The organism is Chryseobacterium ureilyticum (assembly GCF_900156735.1).
Lineage (GTDB): Bacteria > Bacteroidota > Bacteroidia > Flavobacteriales > Weeksellaceae > Chryseobacterium > Chryseobacterium ureilyticum.
Window position 1 is genome coordinate 1 of record NZ_FTOL01000011.1, and the last position, 20,619, is coordinate 20,619.

Genomic DNA, 20,619 nt, shown 5'->3' on the forward strand with positions numbered 1-20,619 from the left:
AAAAATCAATATATTTACCAGTACAAGGATCACCTTGGAAACGTGAGAATAAGCTTTGGCAGAACCAGCGCAGGCGCTCTTGAAATTACAGATGCTAATGATTATTATCCATTTGGAATGAACCACCTAAAAACCGGAAATGCTTTCTTTGGACAGGGGAATTATAAGAATTATAAGTACAACGGTAAGGAGCTTCAGGAAACGGGAATGTATGATTATGGAGCAAGGTTTTACATGCCTGATTTAGGAAGATGGGGAGTTGTAGATCCAAAGGGAGCTGAGTTTCCAGGTTGGTCACCATATAGTTATAGTCTTAATAATCCTATTCGATTTATTGATCCTGATGGAATGGCACCAAATGATATTGTATTTATTAATAATCGAGGTGTAGAAGTTCATCGTATTAAAAGTGACACTCAATTTAAAACATATATACAAGAATCTACAAATGCAAGTAATAACCCTGCCCAAAGCACTGCAGGCTGGAAGTCAGTTCCTATGCCTAATATAATTCAACATAGACCGCAGTCTAATGAAGATGTATCTGGCGCAGCTTATCAGGAAAACGACTATCAAATTGCAGCAAGAACAGGCTATTTTAATCAGGCTAAAAATTCTGGACAATTAAATTTAGTAACTGAAGGAGGGAATTCTATTCCGACTGAAGCTACAAAGGGAATTCCTGACTTAGACCCTACTTTAGTTAAAGCTGTTACAGTTCAAGAGTCGAATGTAGGTACAACAGGTATTACAGATATTATGCAGGCTAATGTTCCTGGAGATTGGTCTAAGATGAAAAGCAGTTATCAATTAACTAAAGGTGAAAAAACAAGCGAAACAAACTCTTTGTATGCGGGAACCAGAGTATTAGCTACAAAAGGATTTAAAGGAGGCGTTTCAGTTGATTCAAAAACAGGAAAAGCTACCTATAAATTTCAAGGATGGGCAAAAGCTGTAGAAGCATATAATGGTGGTGGAACAGCAGGTTATCAAAAAAGTGTCTTACAAATGCAACAAGAATCTAAAAAACCTAAACCCTCAGATTATTAAAATATGAAAAGATTTTTTTTGAGTTTAATTGTAATTTTATTTACGAGTTGTAATAAGTCAGATTTACAGCAGAATAGTAAAAATAAAGTTATTGAAACCAAGTTGGACTATTATGAACGTTGTAGAATATTAGTTTTAGAACAAAATACTCTTAATCAAGATTTTGGATTTACAAAAAAAGGAAAAGAAATTGATGAACAAGTAGTCACATATTTGGGGAATATCATCACCTCTAAAAAAGATACTCTAAAAATTTTAAACTCTGTTCATTACACAGGTGTTTATGATGACTCGAAGAGAGGAAGTGGACAAGTGTATATTTATACTGCACATAATAAGCTTTTAGGCTTTTATAATTTAGGTTCTGCAGATGCAGTACCTAGCAATATTGAGAATAAAGAGTTGATTTTTAAATACAACAATGAGAGTTGTAATCAAACTACCAAAATAAGTTTGAAAGATAGTATTCCAAGACAAATATTTATACAATGTACAAAAGAAGGCGGAGATATATATAATTTAGAAGCTGCTCATAATTAAACTAAAGCCAACTCAATTTGAGTTGGTTTTGTTGTTTTATAAGATGCTTTGCAGTTTAGTTTGTTTGAGAAATGCATCCAGGAGAGCGAAGACATGCTTTTACTTCCTCACGCTCATATCTACCTATGACAGCACCGTGGACACCTACGAGTTTGCTCACTTCGTCCTGTCACATCTTTTTATTTTTTCTTACTTCTGTAAGACCCTTACCAAAGGTTATAGATTTTATAAATGTATTAAAATGATAAGAAATTAAAATTCTCATGAATCTGATTTGATAAGCTTACATTTATGAGACTTATAAATTGAGATTGTTTTGATTTTGTGAAAAATCAATATATTTACCAGTACAAGGATCACCTTGGAAACGTGAGAATAAGCTTTGGCAGAACCAGCGCAGGCGCTCTTGAAATTACGGATGCCAATGATTATTATCCGTTCGGGATGAATCACCTAAAAACTGGAAATGCCTTCTTTGGACAGGGGAATTATAAGAACTACAAGTATCAAGGACAAGAGTTGCAAGAAACTGGCTTCTATTCTTTTAAATGGAGGAACTATATGCCGGATGTAGGACGGTTTTTTAATATAGATCCATTGGCAGATAAATATAGAAAATGGAGTCCATATACATTTAGTGGGAATATAGTAATTAATGCTAGAGAAATTGAAGGTTTAGAGCCATACGTTTTATTTGGATCAATAGATGCTGCTGCAGAAAATTTTGGTCAATAATATAATGGGTTTTCAATTATGATGAATAGGGAGTATGGGTCAACAATTTATAGTGTCAAAACCTCCGTAAATGGTGTTGAAAACACACAATATGCATATTCACAACCTGCAATAGGTGATTCTACAGGTGCTGCTGTAACACCTAGCTTACCACCTAGTGGAACAACTTCTGTTGCGGACGCTCATACACATTCAGCGTATGATAAAGCTTATGATAATAATGAATTTTCAGGATCAAAGACAGGTGATAATCTAACATCTAAAATTGGTGATATTGGAGACAACAATAAAACAGGTTTAACAGGATATATTGCAACACCAAATGGCTCTTTGCAAAAATATGATCCCAAAAGTGGTCTTATATCGACGATTAATACAAATTTGCCTAGTGATCCTAATGATCCTAATCGGTTAAATAATATTTCACCGGTTGTTTCACCAACAGTTACAATACCTCCATTACCTGCACAACCAACAACTATAAAACCAGTTGAAATAGAACAAAAAATTGAAAAACCTTAATATTTATATTATGAAAAAAAAAATCTTATCAATATTTGTATTATTTATATTCTATTCATGCAAATCACAGATAAATGACACCGTTAAAGCAAGTAATTTATCAAATATTAATGATTATATTAACACAAAAGAGGTTGCACTTAAAATAGCTGAAGCTGTCTGGCTTTCCATGTACGGAGACAAAATTGAAAGATCACGACCATTTAATGTCACTCTAAAAGATAATATATGGATAATTGAGGGTACTCTACATGAAAGAAAAGGTGGTGTTCCATATATCAAAATTCAAAAAGACGGGAAGATACTAAAAGTCACACACGGAAAATAAGTTTTAGTTTTTAAAAAGATTGAAGAAGATAATGCTATTATTAAAAGTAAAAACTCTCTGCCTTCCATTCAATAATTAGTTGCTAAATGAACATTAAGAAAATAGAAATACTGGTATATTGAAAATAAGAAAATATCAATTGGTGTTATAAAGAGAAAAAAGTATACTTAATAAAATAAATAAGCTTTTTAGCACAATTAATAAAAACCATTGCAAAATTGCAGTGGTTTTTTATTATTCTAAACTTCATAAAAATCATTTGAAAAATGCATTACTAAATTTAAACTACTCCAAAATGTAACAAATTCACCCCAACATCCCACTAATACAATCAAAAAACTAATTCCAATGAAAATAAAATCCACACTATTATTACTACTCCTTGCCAATTCCGTTTTTGCTCAGAAAGTATGTAATGAATTTTATCATCAAAAATTTACTCAGAAACAATTGGAGCAGGATGTGGATTTTATAAAAGAAAAGATTGTGAATGCTCATGTAAATCCTTTTACGGAAATTTCAAAAGAAGAGTTTGAGAAGAAATATACAGATATTCGCAAGTCCATGAAAGATGGAATGACCCAAAAGGATTTCTATTACCTTGCCAAACCGTTGATTGTGACATTAAACGATGAACACAGCAGCTTATCTGATTATTGCGTGACAGACAGTATTAAAAACAATATGAAGGTTTTACCACTGAAATTTAAGTATGATAGTGTTAAAATGATTTTGACGGAAAACTATTCTGATAACCAACTGAATATTGGAGATGAATTAACTTATTTAAATAATATTCCTATCAATGAAGTATTGAAAACCTGTGCTCAGACCATTCCCGGAGATAAAGACGAAAGGGTTTCGATGGCTGTCGACAAGTTCTGGATTATGATCAATAAATTCTGCTATTTCATCAAAGATAATTATGATCTGAAATTCAAAAGCGGAAATCAAACGGTTGTCAAAAGTATTTCTTTGGAACAGTTAAGGAAAAACGCTTCAAATACACCACAGAAAAAGCAGGAAAAGTTTAAGCCTATTGATTATAAGAAAATTAAAGATGCTGGCTATCTGGCTGTGAATACCTTCAATGACAGACAAACATATCCTATTGAAGAATGGAAAAAAAAATTCGACAGCATTTTTACCCAAATTAGAAAAGATAATGTAAAAAAGATAGTCATTGATGTGCACAACAATTCAGGCGGAAATTCTGCGATAGGTAATCTTTTGATCAGTTATTTTTCAGATAAATCTTATAATACTTATCAGGGAAGGTGGAAGAAAAGCCAGGAATATGTAGACTATCTGAAAAAAGAAAATGAAAGCGTTCCTGATTATGAAAAACTTAAGAACGGAGACTATTATCCCATGAAGTCACATTCAGTAAAAGCCTCAAAGATTCCATTAAAATTTAATGGAAAGACTTATGTGATTGTAGGAAAAAATACGTTTTCAAGTGCAATGATGTTTGGTGCAATCGTTTTGGATAATAAACTGGCGGAAGTAGTAGGAGAGATCCCCGAAAAAGGACATCCCAACCATTTTGGGGAACTTATCGAATTCCAGACACCCAATACGAAACTTGATTTCCGTTTTGGCGTTAAAGAATGGATAAGACCCGCAGGAAACATTACCCCGAACAAACTTATTCCTACAAAAATCATTGATTTAAATGATAAAACAGAAGAACAGATTATTGAACAACTTTAATCTGATTTTAATAAATGAAAAGCAGAACAGAAATCAATCCTGTTCTGCTTTTTTATAAAGCTCAAAATACTTATCTGTCAATCAGAATATTTTTGACAAGTGTTTGATCACCTACTTTTAAAATCCCAATATACAATCCTTTTTCTAATGTTGAAACATTGATGCTGGTTTGATCGTTTACTTTAAGCAAAGATCTTCCTGCTAAATTGGTCAGTTCAAAACTGAACTTATCATTTTTTTCCGGTAACTCAATATTTAACACATTACGTGCTGGGTTAGGATATATTTTCGCTGTTTCCAAAGAGTTATTGGCTGCTGTTTTATTCATTAGCAGAGTAGTGGAAGCAGTAGCAAAATGCTGTAAGGCTCCTACAGTTGCTTTTCCTATATTATAAACATAAACAGGATCTACATTGGCAAAAGTATCCTTGGAAGTATGTGGATAGCTGCTTCGTATTCTCTCAAAGAATCCTGTAATTACTTCACCTTTCTGTTCAAAAGGAATATAATCTGTATCTTCCGCAGGATCTACAGCCGTTTGAAGAGGAGAATAAAGCGCTGTACAGTTTCTAAGTTGTTGTGTCACAGCTGCAGATGCTGCATTATTACTGGAAAGTCCGCCCTGATCTTCATCACAGTATACGGTATTGTTATTATTGCCTTTTACACCGCCTACCTGATCCAGGTTAAATACCAATTTTATATCCAATTTACGGATACCTCCCTGATAAACAACATTATTTACATAGTGAGAACTCCCTATTAATCCCTGTTCTTCTCCAGAAAAGTGAATGAATTTAATAGAGTAATCTGTAGGAACATCTTTTAATATCCTTGCTGCTTCCAGAATAATAGAAGTTCCGCTTCCATTATCATTCACTCCCGGACCATTAATGGTATCAAAGTGTCCGCAAATAATCACATATTTGTTGGGATAAAGAGTTCCGGTCTTAGTGATGATCAGGTTTTTAGAAGTTGCCGAGCCGTAGGTAAAAGGGCTTTCTACTATTTGACTTGCCGTGTATCCATAAGAAAGATACTTATTTTTGATCCAGTTTAAAGCATTTGTATTAGCTTGGGTTCCTGTTTTTTTGATTCCAAGATTTCCAAAATCCTGAAGGTTTGCCGTAATGTTGGCTTGGGTAACCATATCAGCTCTATCTTTATAAGCCTGAATAAAATTTTGTGCAGCAAGACTCTGCATCATCAATGCAGCACATGCAAATGTGGTAATTCTTTTCATATAATTTATTTTGTTTGGTAACGCGAATGTAGTAAATAAATCACAATGAAGTGTTTAAAATTTTATGGATTCCATAATTATTTTATAAAAAAATAAGAGAGTGTTATTTAATGTTTTGATAAACAATATATTGCTATAAAACAAAACCCTTTGAACGGATTCAAAGGGCTAAAATATTTTCAATAGAAGATGATTTTAAATAAAACTATCTTGCTACAAGAACTTTTCTTACCACAATTTGATCTCCTGTTTTTAAAACTCCTACATAAGCACCATTTTCCAGATTTGAAACATCCACTTTTGTCTGATTTTCAGTTTTAAGTAATAATCGTCCTTGAAAATCTGTAATTTCAAAACTGAAATTCTTTATCTTAGAATCAGGTAATTTAAGATTAATGGTATTTTTTACCGGGTTAGGGTAGATCTGTAGTTCTTCCAAAGAATTCTTTGAAGTGACCTCATGCGTTCCTAAAGTTTCTAAAGCCGTTGCAAAATGTTGTAATGCTCCTACAGAGGCTTTTCCAATCTTGTAAATATATACCGGATCAGTATTGGCAAAAGTATCATCAACCGAATGAGGGAAATTACTTCTGATTCTTTCAAAAAAACCGGTAATGATTTCACCTTTCTGCTCAAAAGGAATATAATCCGTATTTTCAGCAGGATCAACCTCTGTCTGCAAAGGAGAATATAATGCCGTACAGTTTCTAAGTTGTTGTGTCACAGCAGTAGATGCAGCATTGTTACCAGGAAGTCCTCCTTGATCTTCATCACAGTATACCACATTATTGCTGGTGCTATTGCTCATTTTTCCTCCTACCTGATCGAGATTAAAGACCAGTTTAATATCAAGAACACGAGTACTTCCCTGATAGGCTACATTGTTGGCGTAATGATAACTGCCTTTTAATCCTTGTTCCTCTCCAGAGAAATGAATAAATTTTATTGAATATTCTGTAGAAACCGTTCTCAGAATTCTTGCAGCTTCAAGCATAATGGAAGTTCCGCTGCCATTATCGTTTACGCCAGGTCCGTTAATGGAATCAAAATGTCCACAAATAATAACGTACTTATTAGGATATAAAGTTCCTTGCTTCGTAATAACAAGGTTTTTTGAATTAGTAACTGAAAAGCTGAAAGGATCTTCCACAATTTGATCAGCAGTATATCCGTAAGAAAGATATTTTTCTTTAAGCCAGTTGAGGGCGTTTGCATTTTCCTGTGAGCCAGTGGTCTTTATTCCCAAAGCGGCAAACTGCTGTAAATTCGTAATGATATTGGATTGGGAAACAGCGTCAGCTCTGTCCTTGTAAGCCTGAATAAAACTTTGAGCTCCAATACTTTGCATTGCTATTGATGTGAACAAAAATACAGCGATTTTTTTCATTTTATAATTGATCTGTTTTTCGGGTGCTAATATAGTAATTAATCAGTGTTTTCTGTAGGTATTTGGTATATATTATTTTGTTTGATTTGTGAATTAATAATTGCGTTATGTCAAAATGCTTATTACTAATGAATTATCTCTTATCTGTATTCATCTGCTATTAAACAAAAAAATCCCGGAAAATTCCGGGACTTATATTGATAACAAAAATAGTATTCTACATTATTTTACTTGATCTACAACTGCTTTGAAAGCTTCAGGGTGATTCATTGCTAAATCTGCTAAAACTTTTCTGTTAAGCTCGATGTTGTTCTTTTTAAGAGCTCCCATAAATTGAGAGTAAGACATTCCGTGCTCTCTAGTTCCCGCGTTGATACGAGTGATCCAAAGTGCTCTGAAATTTCTCTTTTTCTCTTTTCTACCACGGTAAGCATATTGCATTGCTTTTTCTACCGCGTTTTTAGCTACAGTCCAAACGTTCTTTCTTCTTCCGAAGAAACCTTTAGCTTGCTTAAAAATTTTCTTTCTGCGAGCTCTTGAAGCTACTGCATTTACTGATCTTGGCATAATTTAAATTGTTTTTTTGAAAAGGGCGGCAACTGATGTTACTCTTATTTGCACCGTTTCAGGGTTAAATTGTTGAATTTGTTTTTGAATTCTTATAAACCGAATATAGATTTATAAAAACTACTTAATTGCTAATTGACGTTGAACGCTTTTCTCGTCCACTTTAGCTACGTAAGAAGTAGTAGTAAGATTTCTCTTCTGCTTAGTTTCTTTCTTAGTTAAGATGTGGCTTTTGTAAGCGTTTTTTCTTTTGATCTTACCAGATCCGGTAAGAGCAAAACGTTTCTTAGCACCTGATTTCGTTTTTAATTTTGGCATTGTTCTGCTTTTTTATTGTTTTTGTTATCAATATCTGTTTTGGCTATCCCTGAAGACATCAGGAATAATAGTGTGCAAAAGTACGAAAAAAATATCAATCTTTCCTTTCTAAAACAAGACTTTCTAAAAATATCTTACTTTTTGGGGAGATTATAATGGTTAACTCGCCGTTTTTGTAAGCAATATCAGTATCAAAATCTAAATTTTTACCTGTTGTTTTTACTATAAACCAGTTTCCTTGAGGAATATTATGAAGAGATAGAGTGTATTTTTTTCCTTTATCCATCTCTTTTAAAAGTTTATTTTCCGAAAATATACTTACATCTTTCGAAGAAGAATCGAAAAGAAATGCAGGAATTGACAGGTTTTTTCCGTTTTGTTGAACTCCTGTATTCTTACCATATTTATTAAAGAATAAAGTATACTCCTGATCTTTTTCCTTTGTTTTCACTTTAACATAGTCATTGTTAAAAGTCTTATTAATCTTCAATTGTTCCCCTATATTAAAGTTAAGCTCACCACCAATATGAAAAATGATAATATCCGGATTTCGTTTTATGACATAGTTGGCATCACCCAATTCATGGGCTAAAGCTCCGTTTCCAAAGTTTTTAGGTGGATGTCTTGGAATATAATAATCATTCAACCCAAGCATGTCCAAAGTAGGTAGTTCAGAAGCATAAGGGATACATCCTGCTGCGGTTACCGCAATCAGGGTTTGATTGGGAAATGCTTTCTTTAGTATTTCTCCAAGACTCATTCCTCTGAACTCCCATCTTTCGTCAATGGCGCGGTCATTATCAGGTATTTTAGATTGAATCAAAGCGTTGACAACCAATAGGAAAATGAAAGCAATACTTACTTTTTTTGATTCCAGATTGATTTTTTGAATATAAGATAGTCCGAAAATAATAGAGAAAACAAATGTAATCAATACAACATAATAATGTCGGAAGGCAGGGAAAATATCACCGCCAACCATAGTTACATAGCCCACCCATGCAGCAGTAATCAATAATAAATAATATCCGAAAGGGTGTTTTTTTCTCACAAGGAAATAAAGGGAAGCCAATCCCAATCCTGATAATAGAAAAGTTCCAAAGAAAGCCTTGAAATTATAAAAACCACCTCTCAGAATATGATGGAAAGTCACTTTTACCTTTACCAAAGCTGTATTAGGAACCAATTCTCCATAAAAACTATAACGGAATGCAAGCTGTCCCAATAAAAATAGGGCAGGAATGATAGCTGTCGCTAAACCTATTGTAATCAATTGTTTTCTGTTTTTTCCAAAACTCAACAGCAAAAATCCGGATGTTAAGATCGTAAACAAGAATCCATCAGGTCTGGTAAGGGCTAAAAGTCCAAGCCATAAGGACAAAAGATAAATTGTTTTAAAGCTTTTATCATTGATGATTTTAGATACTTCAATAACTATCAAGGTAAGCAAAAAAGCATATAAAGGCTGTTCAAGACCACCGATTGCCCAAATTGGAAAACATGGAGTAGTTACCAATAAGGCTACTCCAAGAAAAACATATTCCTTTTTTATATCTTTATCTTTAAAATAATAAAGAATACTTCCCAAAGTTCCCAGAGAACAAAAAATACCCAAAATTCTTGCGGCAAGAATGAGATCCATTCCTAATTTCCCTAACGCTGAAACTCCCAAAACCCAAAGTAGATTAGAATAACCTTCCACAGGATGACCGTCGTTCCAGGTAAGACCTTTTCCTTCTATAAAACGTTGCGCGTAACGAAGTGATATTAAGCTGTCATCGGAAAAAAAAGGAAAGTAATAATAACATCCAAGACAAAAAATGATGGCTGCAAGTAAAAAAAAGGATAAATATCCTAATCTCATGGTTAATATATATTTATACTGAGGCTTCCTAAGCTTTTTAGGAATAACAGATGCAAAATAACGAAAATAAAAAAAGCTACAGACCATTTTATCCGTAGCTTTTCTTTATATCTGTAAAGAATTTATGACTTAATAAACTCTAAAAGATCTCTGTTTATCGTTTCTGCTTCTGTAGTTGGCATACCGTGTGGAAAGCCTGGGTAAGAAATCAATTTTCCGTTTTTAAGTAGAGTAGCAGCTACTTTACCTGTCGTTTCAAAAGGGACAATCTGATCATCTTCACCGTGCATCACCAATACCGGAACATCCACGCTCTTAAGATCTTCGGTGAAATCTGTTTCAGAGAAAGCTTTCACACAATCATAATGCGCTTTTATGGAACCGTTCATTCCCTGTCGCCACCAGTTTCTCTGAATTCCTTCAGACACTTTTGCCCCATCTCTGTTATATCCGTAAAAAGGGAAGGTGATGTCAATAAAAAACTGCTGTCTGTTGTTAGCCGTATTATTTCTGATATCATCAAAAACAGAAATAGGAACTCCATTTGGGTTATTCTCGTTCTGAACCATGATAGGAGTTACCGCGCTTACCAATACAGCTTTAGCAACTCTTCCTTTACCATGTTTAGCAACATATCTTATCACTTCACCACCACCAGTGGAATGTCCGACATGGATAACATCTTTTAAATCCAAAGCGGCTACAATCTCAGCAACATCGGAAGCATAAGTATCCATATCATGTCCGTAAGGGGTCTGTTCAGATCTTCCGTGACCTCTTCTGTCATGGGCAATCACCCTATATCCCTTTTCCAAAAAGAAAAACATCTGAGCATCCCAATCATCGCTTGATAATGGCCATCCATGATGGAAAAATATAGTTTGACCTTTTCCCCAGTCTTTATAATAAATTTCTGTTCCGTCTTTTAATGTAAGTTTGCTCATAGGTTCTTTTTTTATGATTAATAAAATAGTTTGTTTGATCTTTTTATATTCACAAATCTAGATGGAAAATCTTCCCTATCCGTTGATCTAAGATAATATAATTGATTAAGTTGTAAAAGAAACGAGAGATACATTAACGATAATTTAACAGCAGAATTTAAAATATAACAATTTATAATACAATGGTTTGGGAAGGTATTAAGAAGTTGTAAAAGTTGTCAACCATATAAAATATGGCTGATAGTGGGGATTGTTTCAAGTACTGTATCTCTTTAATATTGCTTAATAAGACGAATAGAATTTTGAAGTATGAAAATAATAGCATTCAGTATTTTATGTGTGTTGACCTCAATTACAGCCTGCACACAGGAAAAAAAAGATAATTCTCCATGGATTCCTTCAAAAGCAAAGACAATCTATACAGTTCCGTTTTTAACGAAGCAAAATGATTTTATATATGTAGATAAAACCAGTTTGAAACCTGTTAATAATCAGAAATTCCGAAACGCTTTTGTATTAACTCCTACAGGTTTTGCAGTAGTTGAAAATGATAAAAATGAATATGCTGTTATAGACGAAACAGGAAAAGTAGTATTAGATTTTTCTGCAAGCCCAATCAGCTTGGATGTGATCAATGGACTTACATTCTATAAAAAAGATATTGAATATGAAAAGAAAATGCCTGTATGGAAATGGGATTGGAATATTTTAGGAGGTGATGTTAAGAAAGAACAGACTTATCATAAATTTGAGATTGGCGTATTAGAAACCAAACAGGTTTTACTTCAAAAAGAGGTTCCTTATCTGGAGGACAATTATTCTCTGAATTTTGTTTCGGTAGATGAAAACCATATTTTTTGGAACGGAACACTTTACCTAATCAAAAAAGGACATTTAAGCAAAATAGAAAACAACATTGCTGAATTATTGGAAAACAAGCGTTATATTAAAGCTTTAGGAAACTCTTTTTCAATCTATGGTTTGGATCAAAAAAAAGCTGTTTATAACGGTTTAAAAGGCACAGAAACACTTTCGATCAAGTTTGGGAATGAAGATATTGTTTTGAAAGAAATCAATAAAGAACGTTATGAGCCGGAAGTTCCTAAGCTTTTAACAGATACCAACACCAATGATATTTATCCTTTTCCGCAATATGAAAAGGTATTTCCAAAAGAGATAACAAAGGCAACTACTGCTCAGATTGATTTCATTAAAAAGACATCACTTGTATATTCTATAACCAATTCACCTTACTTTTTACTTGGTGTTTTTAATTATGATCATGAGGTATGGGCGTTCGATTGGCTTTATATTGATACAAAAGGAAATGTTACAGATTCTATTGATAAGTATAATTTTAAGGTTTTGGATCAGATTGGAAATATCGTCTGGCCTGATCGAAAAATGATTATGCCTACTCAATTTGTAGATAAAAGCTGGAAGTTCGGAAAGATTACTTCTTATAGTGACATGAATGATCTGTATATTATTCCTATTGAAGATAAAAACCAATTGAGAACGAAGGGATTGTGGAATAGTGATAAGAATGTATGGGAAATCAAACCTGAATATTATACCATTTCAGTGTTGGATACAGAAAAGCAGATTTACTCGCTTCAAAAAGAGAAAGACGGCTTGTACACATTGTATGATAATAAGAATAAAAAAAGTATTGGTTCTAAGGCTTATACCTCTGTTAATTCCGATGGTTTAGTCAATATTAAGCAGAATTCTGGTGAAAATATATACTATTATATCGATATTTACTCCGGAAAAGAATATAAAGAGAATTAAAAACAACTTCAAAATACTATAAATTATGACTTTCAGAAAATTATTACCTGTTCTTGCCTGTGCCGTAAGTCTTTCATCTTTTGCGCAAATGAGAACGGGAGTATATTTTTCTTCAGATAAAAAATACAGCGAAATTATTGAAGATATTGGAAATCCATTACAGGGAAAGCCCGTGATGATCGTACAGACGTTTGTTCCTAATCATGGAAGTTATGTCTGGTATCTGAACGAAAGCAAAGCTAAAAATGAAGGCTATTTAGACAATAAGCCAAAAGATCTGCATTCAGGTATTTTTCTGGAAGATCACGGTGGATTAATTCAGCAAATCACTTTTAAAGACTTTGCAAAAGGTCTGTCACAACCTAAATATCTGATTAATTTCTGTGAGATTGGAGATGCCAACAACGATGGTTTTCCCGAGTTTTATCTTACTTATTTTGAAGAATCAGACGGGTTAGATGCTAAACCTTTAAAGGTAATCGTATACACAAGTATGAGTAAAAAAGAATTCTCGAAATCTAAAATTACCGGCTGGATTCCTTTTCAGGAAGAAGATCAATACCGTGAAGAAAAAGATGAAAATTTCAAATTATTACCCAATGCAATAAGAATGAAAGCAGAAAAGATCTTAAAGGCTGCTAAAAAAGGACTAAACTAAAATGTTTTTATCATTATTAAAAAGCATAAAAACCACTATTATCAGGGATATTTTCATGAGAAACCTTTCGTTATCTTTAATTTAAAAATAAGGTAGTGAAAGATTTCATGATTTTAACTTCATTCTTAACTCTGTTTGGTTGCAAAACTGATGCTCAGAAATTACAGGTATCTACCATTTATACGGAACCGACTAAGGTTACAAGAGAAGTTCCGGGAACAGATTCCACACATACTTTCACAACGAGAACGGAAATTACGGAACGTCTTGATTCCAGAATTTTTATGCGGTCTAAAAATGCGGAGAACTTGAAATTTAGAATCCAGGGAAATATCAGCTCTGGTGGGCATACTATTCATCAAATTAGAAAAATTCGTTTTGAAAAAGGAGCACAAGTTGGGAATAGTGTAACATTAAGATATTATGTTGAAATAAAGAGAAAGCCTGGCAAAGAAAACGCAAATGTAACAGGGTATAATTATGTAAAAGATGAAAATTACAAAATACCGAAAGATGTTAAGATTATAAACGTTGAGCTGTACGAAGAACACATCAATACATCTGAGGTAAAACCCAAGCTTATTGCTCAGCAAACCTTTAATTTCTTTGCGAAAATCTAACTGTTTTGAACCCTATCTGAGTGTTTAAAGTAGAGCCATCTAAAAAATTAAATTAGTAATCAATGTCAAATGCTGATAAAGTAATAGAAGAAATTGGGTTTTATTTAGAAAAATCAAGTCTCAAAAAATCAAAAATTACCAAAGAAGAATTAATTGCGTTCATTGAAGAAAAATGGGCGGAAGCAGATGATGAAAAATACAATATTCATCAGGCAAGTATTTATATTGGAAGGATGACCAACGAATACATTTGGGTAAAAGATTTTGATAATATGATGCGCTGGCTGGCAGAAGACGAAAAACATACATCTTCTCAAAAACATGAGCCTTATATCATTAATTACTATAAAGGACAATGTTGTTTAGAGTGTGGAAATGAAGAAAAAGCCTTAGAGTTTTTCAATCTTTCGTATGCTGAAAATCCTGACTATATTTTTGAAAGAGCTCCTTTTTGCTATGAGTTTTTTAATAAGCATCTTGAAAATCCAAGAGATATAAACTTCAAAATAGAAGATGACGAACCCGAAATAGATTTCTATATTCAATTAGAGTACTGGGAAAAATTCTTTGAAGAAGAAGGCGAACTTTGCTATAGCTTTTTAGATGAAGATAGTGAAATCACTGAAAACGCGACACTTTTACAGGAAAACGGCATTGAATATCTGCAGGAGAATCAGGAGCAGATCTTACAAAACATGCTGGGGGAACTTTTAAAGATTTATCCTGAATTACAAAAGGCTTATGGCTATGTAGGAGATTACAAAAAAGAATTCATGCCTGATCTAAAAACGATTAAAGGCTTTTCCGGTTTATTATCACCAACGGTATTCTATGTGACATCAGTGGTGAAAGATGATTATCCATACATAGGTTTTAGCTTTAATTGTTCATGGGATAATGAGCATGATCTGGGTTTTATGATCCATAAAGATCGAGTGGTTGAGATTGGCGATGCTGCTTTGGCTTTTGACATATATACTGCGGAAAATGATGCTCAGTTAAATTAGAATATATGAAGACAGAATTAGCAAACCCGCCTTCAAATGAACGTGACCGTGAATTGTGGATGCAGCATGGGGCAGGGTATATTATTTTCGAAAACATTAGGAAGTATGCCATTGATAGACTGCCGGCAGAGATTGACGAAAACCTCCGTGAAGCTCATTTAAAAACTATCGACAATACTATTTATGGAATGATGATGCAAATGGACGGAATTTTTGATCCTCTGGAAAATGAAAACTATCGCTTAGCATTACAAACCAATATTGTTTTATATAAAGATGAAGAAGTGATTGAAGAACTCAATACTCTTGATGGTGATGGAATGTGCATGGGATTCCATGGATGGATGGAAAACGATTTTGGGAGTGATGAAATTGTAAATCATTAAATTAATATGTCTGATTTTAGAACATGCAAACACTTCTTATCAATTATCCGAAAGGCTTTTATCCAAAAACAACTATTGTATTTGATCCCAAACCATTGTATGAAAGTGAATTATTAATTCTCGATTGGATTTTTCAGAGAACAAATGGGGAGGAAAGCTATGTTTATTATGAAGAAGATAATATAGACTATTGGTTTGAAGAAGATTGGAAAAAGAATATCAACCGTGCTGAAACCTCAATTGAGCTATTCAATATAGCTTATTTTATAAATGAACCTGAACATGCAGATCTGATATTACAGCATCCGCTATGTGATAAAGGAATTGCAGTGCTGGTATTCTGGCGATTGTATACCGAATGTTCTCTATATACAGATACAAACGACAAGCTGAAAGAAATTATTAATAATATCCTAAACAATAGGTATCCTGAAATATTAAGCTACAACCCTCAGTCTGATGAAAAAGTAGTTTACAAAAAGAAAAAAATCGCTTGGGAAATACCTGAAATATTCAGAAAACCTGTCTAAATAATACAGCTATCTTTAATAAAATAACACTATGAAAAGTAAGTTTGCTTTCTCGTTTTTAAGTGCCGTTTTGGTAACGGTTCTCAGTTGTAAAGATCCTGAAAGAAAAAAAACAAATTTCCCGAATACCCTGAAAAATACCCATTGGATTATTGAGGCTGGCGGATTAGTAAAGCCGGATGGAGCAAAAGACTATTATCTTTCTAAGAGGATAGATACTGCATTTATTTTAAATTTCCATGCCATAGATTTTCTGGATGCTGAGAAATTCAAAAGTTATGATAGCTGGGAATGTGGAAATGATTGCTTTACAGAAGTACATGGAAAATATTATTTTACAGAAACCAATAGGATAGATATGGAGGTTGATAGCATTACCCATTGGGGAACTTGTGATGAGCCTAAACAAATTTTTAAACCTGCAAAAGAGATGTCATTTAATATTGCAAAAGATGGAAAGCAACTCAGGTTGGTAAGAAATAAATAGACACAAGAAGGAAGATGTAAGAATAGAACTACTCGTGTAATTGATAATTAAAATCAATTTCCTGCCTCTTTCTTCAAGTTTCAAGCTTCAACGCATCAGAGGTATTTTTCCTATATTTACGCTCTTTAAGGTAATAAAATCCAATAGATATAAAGGTTTGATATACAGATTATTATTTATATTCATTTTATGCATTTGTCCGTTTTTTGCTCAGGCACAAGATGTTTTAAGCAGATTAGAAAAGGAGTATAACAATGCTTCAGACAAGACAATAGAGCAGCTAAATCTGGCTCCAAAATATGCGAAAGCATTATTCTTACAGAACTTAAAATCAAAATCTTATCAGGTTTTAGAATCCAATATCTCTATCGCAACAAAACAGACTGACGGGAAATATGCTACCATTTTGTATGCTGTTCAGGCGATGAATTATCGATTAGATAATAAAGCATCTGAATCTTCAAAAAGCTTAGATAAGGCAAGAATCTACAGCTTAAAAACAAACAGTAATGAAGCCAAAGGTTATTTTGAATATGCAAAAGGATGGATTCTGGTAAGAAATAATAAAACGACAGATGCTGTTGCTGCTTACCTTAAAGCAATTGATTATTACGAAAATTCACCTACGACTTCCACACTTTACGGAAGATTTGGAAACGTAGCTAAAGAATTATCCACTATTTACTCTAATCTTAATGAATATCAGTTAGAAGAAAAATATAGCAAACAGTTTATGCTATTGGCTTCCAAGCAGAATGACCCCAACCTTACCTTTGATGCTTATATGCGAATGGGGTATGTGTATGAACAAAAATACATTCAAAATTCCTCTGACATTAACTGGCGAAATAAGTCAGAGCAGTATTATTTGTTAGCCATTGCTACTTTCAATAAAAGTCAGGATGCGATGCTTAATAAGAGTAACCTTTCTTATGCAGCGATCAACCTTGCCAATTTATACATTAGTTTTGATCGGGAAAAAGCAATGAAATATGCCCAGATAGCCAACAAGGTAAGTCTGGAAACAGGAGATCCTATTCATATCGCTTCTTCCTTTGGAATTCTTGCAGAACTGGCAACACAGGATAAAAACTATGATCTGGCAAAATCTTACTTTTTAAAAGCCTCCATGGAAATCGGGAGAGGTCCGGTGAGAGATCATAATATTGAATTGTCTATTCTTGAATCCTTATCCGAAATCAGTGAAGAACAAGGCAATTATAAAGAAGCACTGACATATTATAAAAGCTATGTAGAGAAATACAAAAGCATTTATGATCAGGAAAAACTGGATATAACCAAAAGACTGGAATCCCAGTTTGAGAAAGAAAGACAGGAGCAAAAGTACATAAAGCTACAGCTTGAAAGTGATAAGAAAGCACAACAGATTAAGTTGATCAATATTCTTAGGGCACAACGTGAGCAGGTTTATAACAACTTAAAACTTGTTGAAGAAAATCAACGGGAAAGACTCAAGTTTTCAGAACTTGAATCAGAGAAAAAAGAACAGCAGCTTCGTTTGGCAAAACTGGAAACCCAACAGAAGAATAATGATATTAATAGTTATAAAAAGTTATTGACCTTCAAGGAAAAGATCAATACTTACTATATTACTTTTATCTTCATTTTCATTGTTCTGATCATCTTATTGCTGTATGCTTATAAACAGCGTGTAAAATCTATGAAACAAAGAGATGAGCTGCATGCTTTGGCATTAGAAAAAGAAAAACAAAACTCTAAAATATCTACGCTTACCGCTTTGCTTGAAGGACAGGAGCAGGAGCGTGGTCGTTTGGCGCGTGATCTTCATGATGGATTAGGCGGTTTACTTTCAGGAACGAAACTTCAGCTATCCTCTTTAAATCCTCAACAGTCCGGAAATATAGAAGAAGGAATTTCAAAATCGATTAACCAGATTGATGGTGCCGTGGAAGAACTTAGGCGTGTTGCGCATAATTTAATGCCGGATTTATTGATAAAATACGGTTTGGAAGCAGCTATTCAGGAATTTGCATCCCGTATGTCGAGCAGCGCATTAGAGATTCATACTGAATTTATAAATTACAGCAATTCCATGCCGGAAGAAAAGCAATTGATCATGTATAGAATCATTCAGGAATTGGTCAATAATGCGATAAAACATGCCGATACTTCCGAAATCATTATCCAGATAAGTGAAGAGGAAAATGTATTGAATCTTACTGTAGAGGACAACGGGAAAGGCTTTGATCCAACACAATTAGACAAACGTAAAACAGCAGGTTTTCATAATATAGAATCAAGAGTACAATTTTTAAAAGGAACGATGAATATCAGATCCGAACAGAATATTGGTACCAGTATAGAACTTCAAATCCCTATTAATTAAACATGATAAAAGTAGCCATAACAGATGACCATCCACTTTTGCTGGAAGGACTGAAAAACATTTTAGGAAGCAGCGATACCATTGATGTGGTAGACTGTTTCAAAAGCGTTTCAGAAATGAATGAAGGCTTGGCAAAACACAATGTCGATATTTTATTGCTGGACATCAATCTGGCAGATATCAACAGTATTGAACTCATAAAACCTTTAAAGAAAAAGTATGAAAATCTCCAGATTATTATGCTTAGCGTTCACAATGAACTGCCTGTGATCAATAGTACTCTTGCAGAAGGAGCGTTGGGATACATTCAGAAGAATGCTTCGGTTTCTGAAATTCTGGAAGGAATTAATACCGTATATACAGGTAATCGGTTTTTATGTTCACAAACTACTTCTGTTTTAGAGAAAAAAACAGCGGACGGATTACATCAGGTTCCAAAGTTGACGAGAAGAGAAAAAGAGATTTTAGCAGAAGCCGCAAAGGGACTTACAACCAATCAAATGGCAGAAAAACTCTTTATCAGTCCTCATACTGTAGAAAGCCACAGAAAGAATCTCATTGAAAAATTTCAGACGGCTAATCTTAGTTCAGCAATTAAGCTGGCAATCGAATATGGTTTGATTATCGAATGATATTTGGTTATAAAAACATTCCACCAATTTCACAGATGATATTGTGAATTTTATTTATAGATTATAAACCTATGTGGTTAAAAGTAAAGAAGTAGATGCTAAGCTCTCGCTTAATCAGAATCAATAACCATCGCTTTACTTCTCAGCTAATCAGCAAAAAGGTCTGCTTACATCGTAATAGCAGACCTTTTCTATATAATTTAAAATTAGGTGTTCAATTATTTAATCTCTGAATCTCAGCGCAGCCTTAAACAGATCTTTTTTTCCTGTTAAATCATAGTCATTGTTATACACAGGCTCATACATCAAGACAAAAACATTTCCGTTAAAATCTTTTAAATTGATGGGTTGCGCAACCATTACATCATAAAACCTTGTAACAGTACGGGTAGCAGTCCATTGTTTTAAATTTCCTTTAGGATTCTTATCAAATCTATGATCTTTTGCATCCGTATAATACCAATACGATGGTGCCTGATCCATCAAAAACATTTCTTTATCCTTGTTATATAATTCCTCAGCCATTCCTGTATTCTGGAACCATGGAACTTCAGCTTTGTAAACTCCTAAAGCAGCGGCATAAATATCTTTATCCGTTGTTGCCCCGATTAAAAAACCTTCCAGATTGTTCGAAGTAAACTCAAATTGGAATGGTGTTTTTTTTAATACATAAACATCATTTACAGGCTCAATTACTTTTCCGTCCTGCTTGATCACCACTTTTAACGACTGTGCGAAAGTGACGATGCCAAGTAAAGAAAAAAGAACAGTTAAACTTATTTTTTTCATGGTTGATCTTTAAATAACTGTTGCAAAGATATTAGACTTTATCCCCATAAACACTGGCTGATTTCAGGGGTTTTTATTTTTCAAAACTTATATTAGTAACAATAACTCTTTTTTTACGTCTTAATAATTTTATCATT

21 protein-coding genes and 1 pseudogene are annotated in these 20,619 nt (G+C 33.5%); 15 read left to right on the forward strand and 7 right to left on the reverse strand.

Annotation, left to right across the window (positions count from 1 at the left end):
- The 6 genes and pseudogenes from BW983_RS23755 to BW983_RS20990 form a co-directional block, all read left to right on the forward strand.
- Positions 1-1,050 (forward strand): RHS repeat-associated core domain-containing protein (locus tag BW983_RS23755; RefSeq protein ID WP_139329332.1); only part of this gene is annotated, 1,050 nt, incomplete at its 5' end.
- 3 nt (positions 1,051-1,053) lie between these two features.
- Positions 1,054-1,590 carry a hypothetical protein gene (locus tag BW983_RS20965; RefSeq protein ID WP_076553753.1) on the forward strand — a complete coding sequence of 179 codons (537 nt, stop codon included), beginning with the start codon at positions 1,054-1,056 and terminating at the stop codon, positions 1,588-1,590.
- A 324-nt stretch (positions 1,591-1,914) separates the two neighbouring features.
- On the forward strand, positions 1,915-2,325 hold the full coding sequence (locus BW983_RS20975; RefSeq protein WP_084184625.1) for an RHS repeat domain-containing protein: 411 nt from the start codon (positions 1,915-1,917) through the stop codon (positions 2,323-2,325).
- 12 nt (positions 2,326-2,337) lie between these two features.
- Positions 2,338-2,847, forward strand: a pseudogene (locus tag BW983_RS20980) (DUF4329 domain-containing protein); the annotation flags it as partial.
- Between the two features lie 10 nt (positions 2,848-2,857).
- Entirely contained in the window at positions 2,858-3,175 is a 318-nt protein-coding gene (locus tag BW983_RS20985; protein WP_076553755.1) for an NTF2 fold immunity protein, read from the forward strand.
- A gap of 348 nt (positions 3,176-3,523) precedes the next feature.
- Positions 3,524-4,888 (forward strand): S41 family peptidase, encoded by a 1,365-nt coding sequence (locus BW983_RS20990; RefSeq protein ID WP_076553756.1) that lies wholly within the window; start codon positions 3,524-3,526, stop codon positions 4,886-4,888.
- A gap of 70 nt (positions 4,889-4,958) precedes the next feature.
- Here the strand turns inward: BW983_RS20990 and BW983_RS20995 are convergent, their stop codons facing one another.
- The 6 genes from BW983_RS20995 to BW983_RS21020 all read right to left on the reverse strand — a co-directional run bounded on the left by BW983_RS20995 (position 4,959) and on the right by BW983_RS21020 (position 11,211).
- Complete coding sequence (locus BW983_RS20995) at positions 4,959-6,131, reverse strand: M28 family peptidase (protein ID WP_076553757.1); 1,173 nt, start codon at positions 6,129-6,131, stop codon at positions 4,959-4,961.
- Between the two features lie 205 nt (positions 6,132-6,336).
- Positions 6,337-7,518, reverse strand: coding sequence for a M28 family peptidase (locus BW983_RS21000; protein WP_076553758.1), 1,182 nt, complete (start codon positions 7,516-7,518; stop codon positions 6,337-6,339).
- 222 nt (positions 7,519-7,740) lie between these two features.
- Entirely contained in the window at positions 7,741-8,085 is a 345-nt protein-coding gene (gene rplT / locus BW983_RS21005) for a 50S ribosomal protein L20 (RefSeq protein ID WP_034694451.1), read from the reverse strand.
- 120 nt (positions 8,086-8,205) lie between these two features.
- Positions 8,206-8,403: a 50S ribosomal protein L35 gene (gene rpmI / locus BW983_RS21010; protein ID WP_002979658.1), complete on the reverse strand. Its 198-nt coding sequence runs from the start codon at positions 8,401-8,403 to the stop codon at positions 8,206-8,208.
- 94 nt (positions 8,404-8,497) lie between these two features.
- Positions 8,498-10,267, reverse strand: a complete 1,770-nt coding sequence (locus tag BW983_RS21015) for a hypothetical protein (RefSeq protein WP_139329333.1) — start codon at positions 10,265-10,267, stop codon at positions 8,498-8,500.
- Positions 10,268-10,389: 122 nt separating this feature from the next.
- Positions 10,390-11,211, reverse strand: coding sequence for an alpha/beta fold hydrolase (locus BW983_RS21020; RefSeq protein WP_076553760.1), 822 nt, complete (start codon positions 11,209-11,211; stop codon positions 10,390-10,392).
- Between the two features lie 309 nt (positions 11,212-11,520).
- Between BW983_RS21020 and BW983_RS21025 the strand changes: the two genes are divergently transcribed.
- The 9 genes from BW983_RS21025 to BW983_RS21065 all read left to right on the forward strand — a co-directional run bounded on the left by BW983_RS21025 (position 11,521) and on the right by BW983_RS21065 (position 19,693).
- On the forward strand, positions 11,521-13,005 hold the full coding sequence (locus BW983_RS21025) for a hypothetical protein (protein ID WP_076553761.1): 1,485 nt from the start codon (positions 11,521-11,523) through the stop codon (positions 13,003-13,005).
- 25 nt (positions 13,006-13,030) lie between these two features.
- On the forward strand, positions 13,031-13,663 hold the full coding sequence (locus tag BW983_RS21030) for a hypothetical protein (RefSeq protein WP_076553762.1): 633 nt from the start codon (positions 13,031-13,033) through the stop codon (positions 13,661-13,663).
- Between the two features lie 95 nt (positions 13,664-13,758).
- Entirely contained in the window at positions 13,759-14,283 is a 525-nt protein-coding gene (locus BW983_RS21035) for a hypothetical protein (RefSeq protein WP_228409052.1), read from the forward strand.
- A 62-nt stretch (positions 14,284-14,345) separates the two neighbouring features.
- Complete coding sequence (locus BW983_RS21040; RefSeq protein WP_076553764.1) at positions 14,346-15,290, forward strand: DUF6985 domain-containing protein; 945 nt, start codon at positions 14,346-14,348, stop codon at positions 15,288-15,290.
- A 5-nt stretch (positions 15,291-15,295) separates the two neighbouring features.
- Positions 15,296-15,676, forward strand: a complete 381-nt coding sequence (locus BW983_RS21045; RefSeq protein ID WP_076553765.1) for a hypothetical protein — start codon at positions 15,296-15,298, stop codon at positions 15,674-15,676.
- Between the two features lie 23 nt (positions 15,677-15,699).
- Complete coding sequence (locus BW983_RS21050) at positions 15,700-16,206, forward strand: hypothetical protein (protein ID WP_228409053.1); 507 nt, start codon at positions 15,700-15,702, stop codon at positions 16,204-16,206.
- A gap of 31 nt (positions 16,207-16,237) precedes the next feature.
- Positions 16,238-16,693 carry a hypothetical protein gene (locus BW983_RS21055; RefSeq protein WP_076553766.1) on the forward strand — a complete coding sequence of 152 codons (456 nt, stop codon included), beginning with the start codon at positions 16,238-16,240 and terminating at the stop codon, positions 16,691-16,693.
- 157 nt (positions 16,694-16,850) lie between these two features.
- Positions 16,851-19,061, forward strand: a complete 2,211-nt coding sequence (locus BW983_RS21060; RefSeq protein ID WP_228409054.1) for a tetratricopeptide repeat-containing sensor histidine kinase — start codon at positions 16,851-16,853, stop codon at positions 19,059-19,061.
- A gap of 2 nt (positions 19,062-19,063) precedes the next feature.
- Positions 19,064-19,693 (forward strand): response regulator transcription factor, encoded by a 630-nt coding sequence (locus BW983_RS21065; RefSeq protein WP_076553767.1) that lies wholly within the window; start codon positions 19,064-19,066, stop codon positions 19,691-19,693.
- A 222-nt stretch (positions 19,694-19,915) separates the two neighbouring features.
- Here BW983_RS21065 and BW983_RS21070 read toward each other — a convergent pair whose 3' ends face one another.
- Entirely contained in the window at positions 19,916-20,482 is a 567-nt protein-coding gene (locus BW983_RS21070; protein WP_076553768.1) for a hypothetical protein, read from the reverse strand.
- Positions 20,483-20,619: the final 137 nt, after the last annotated feature.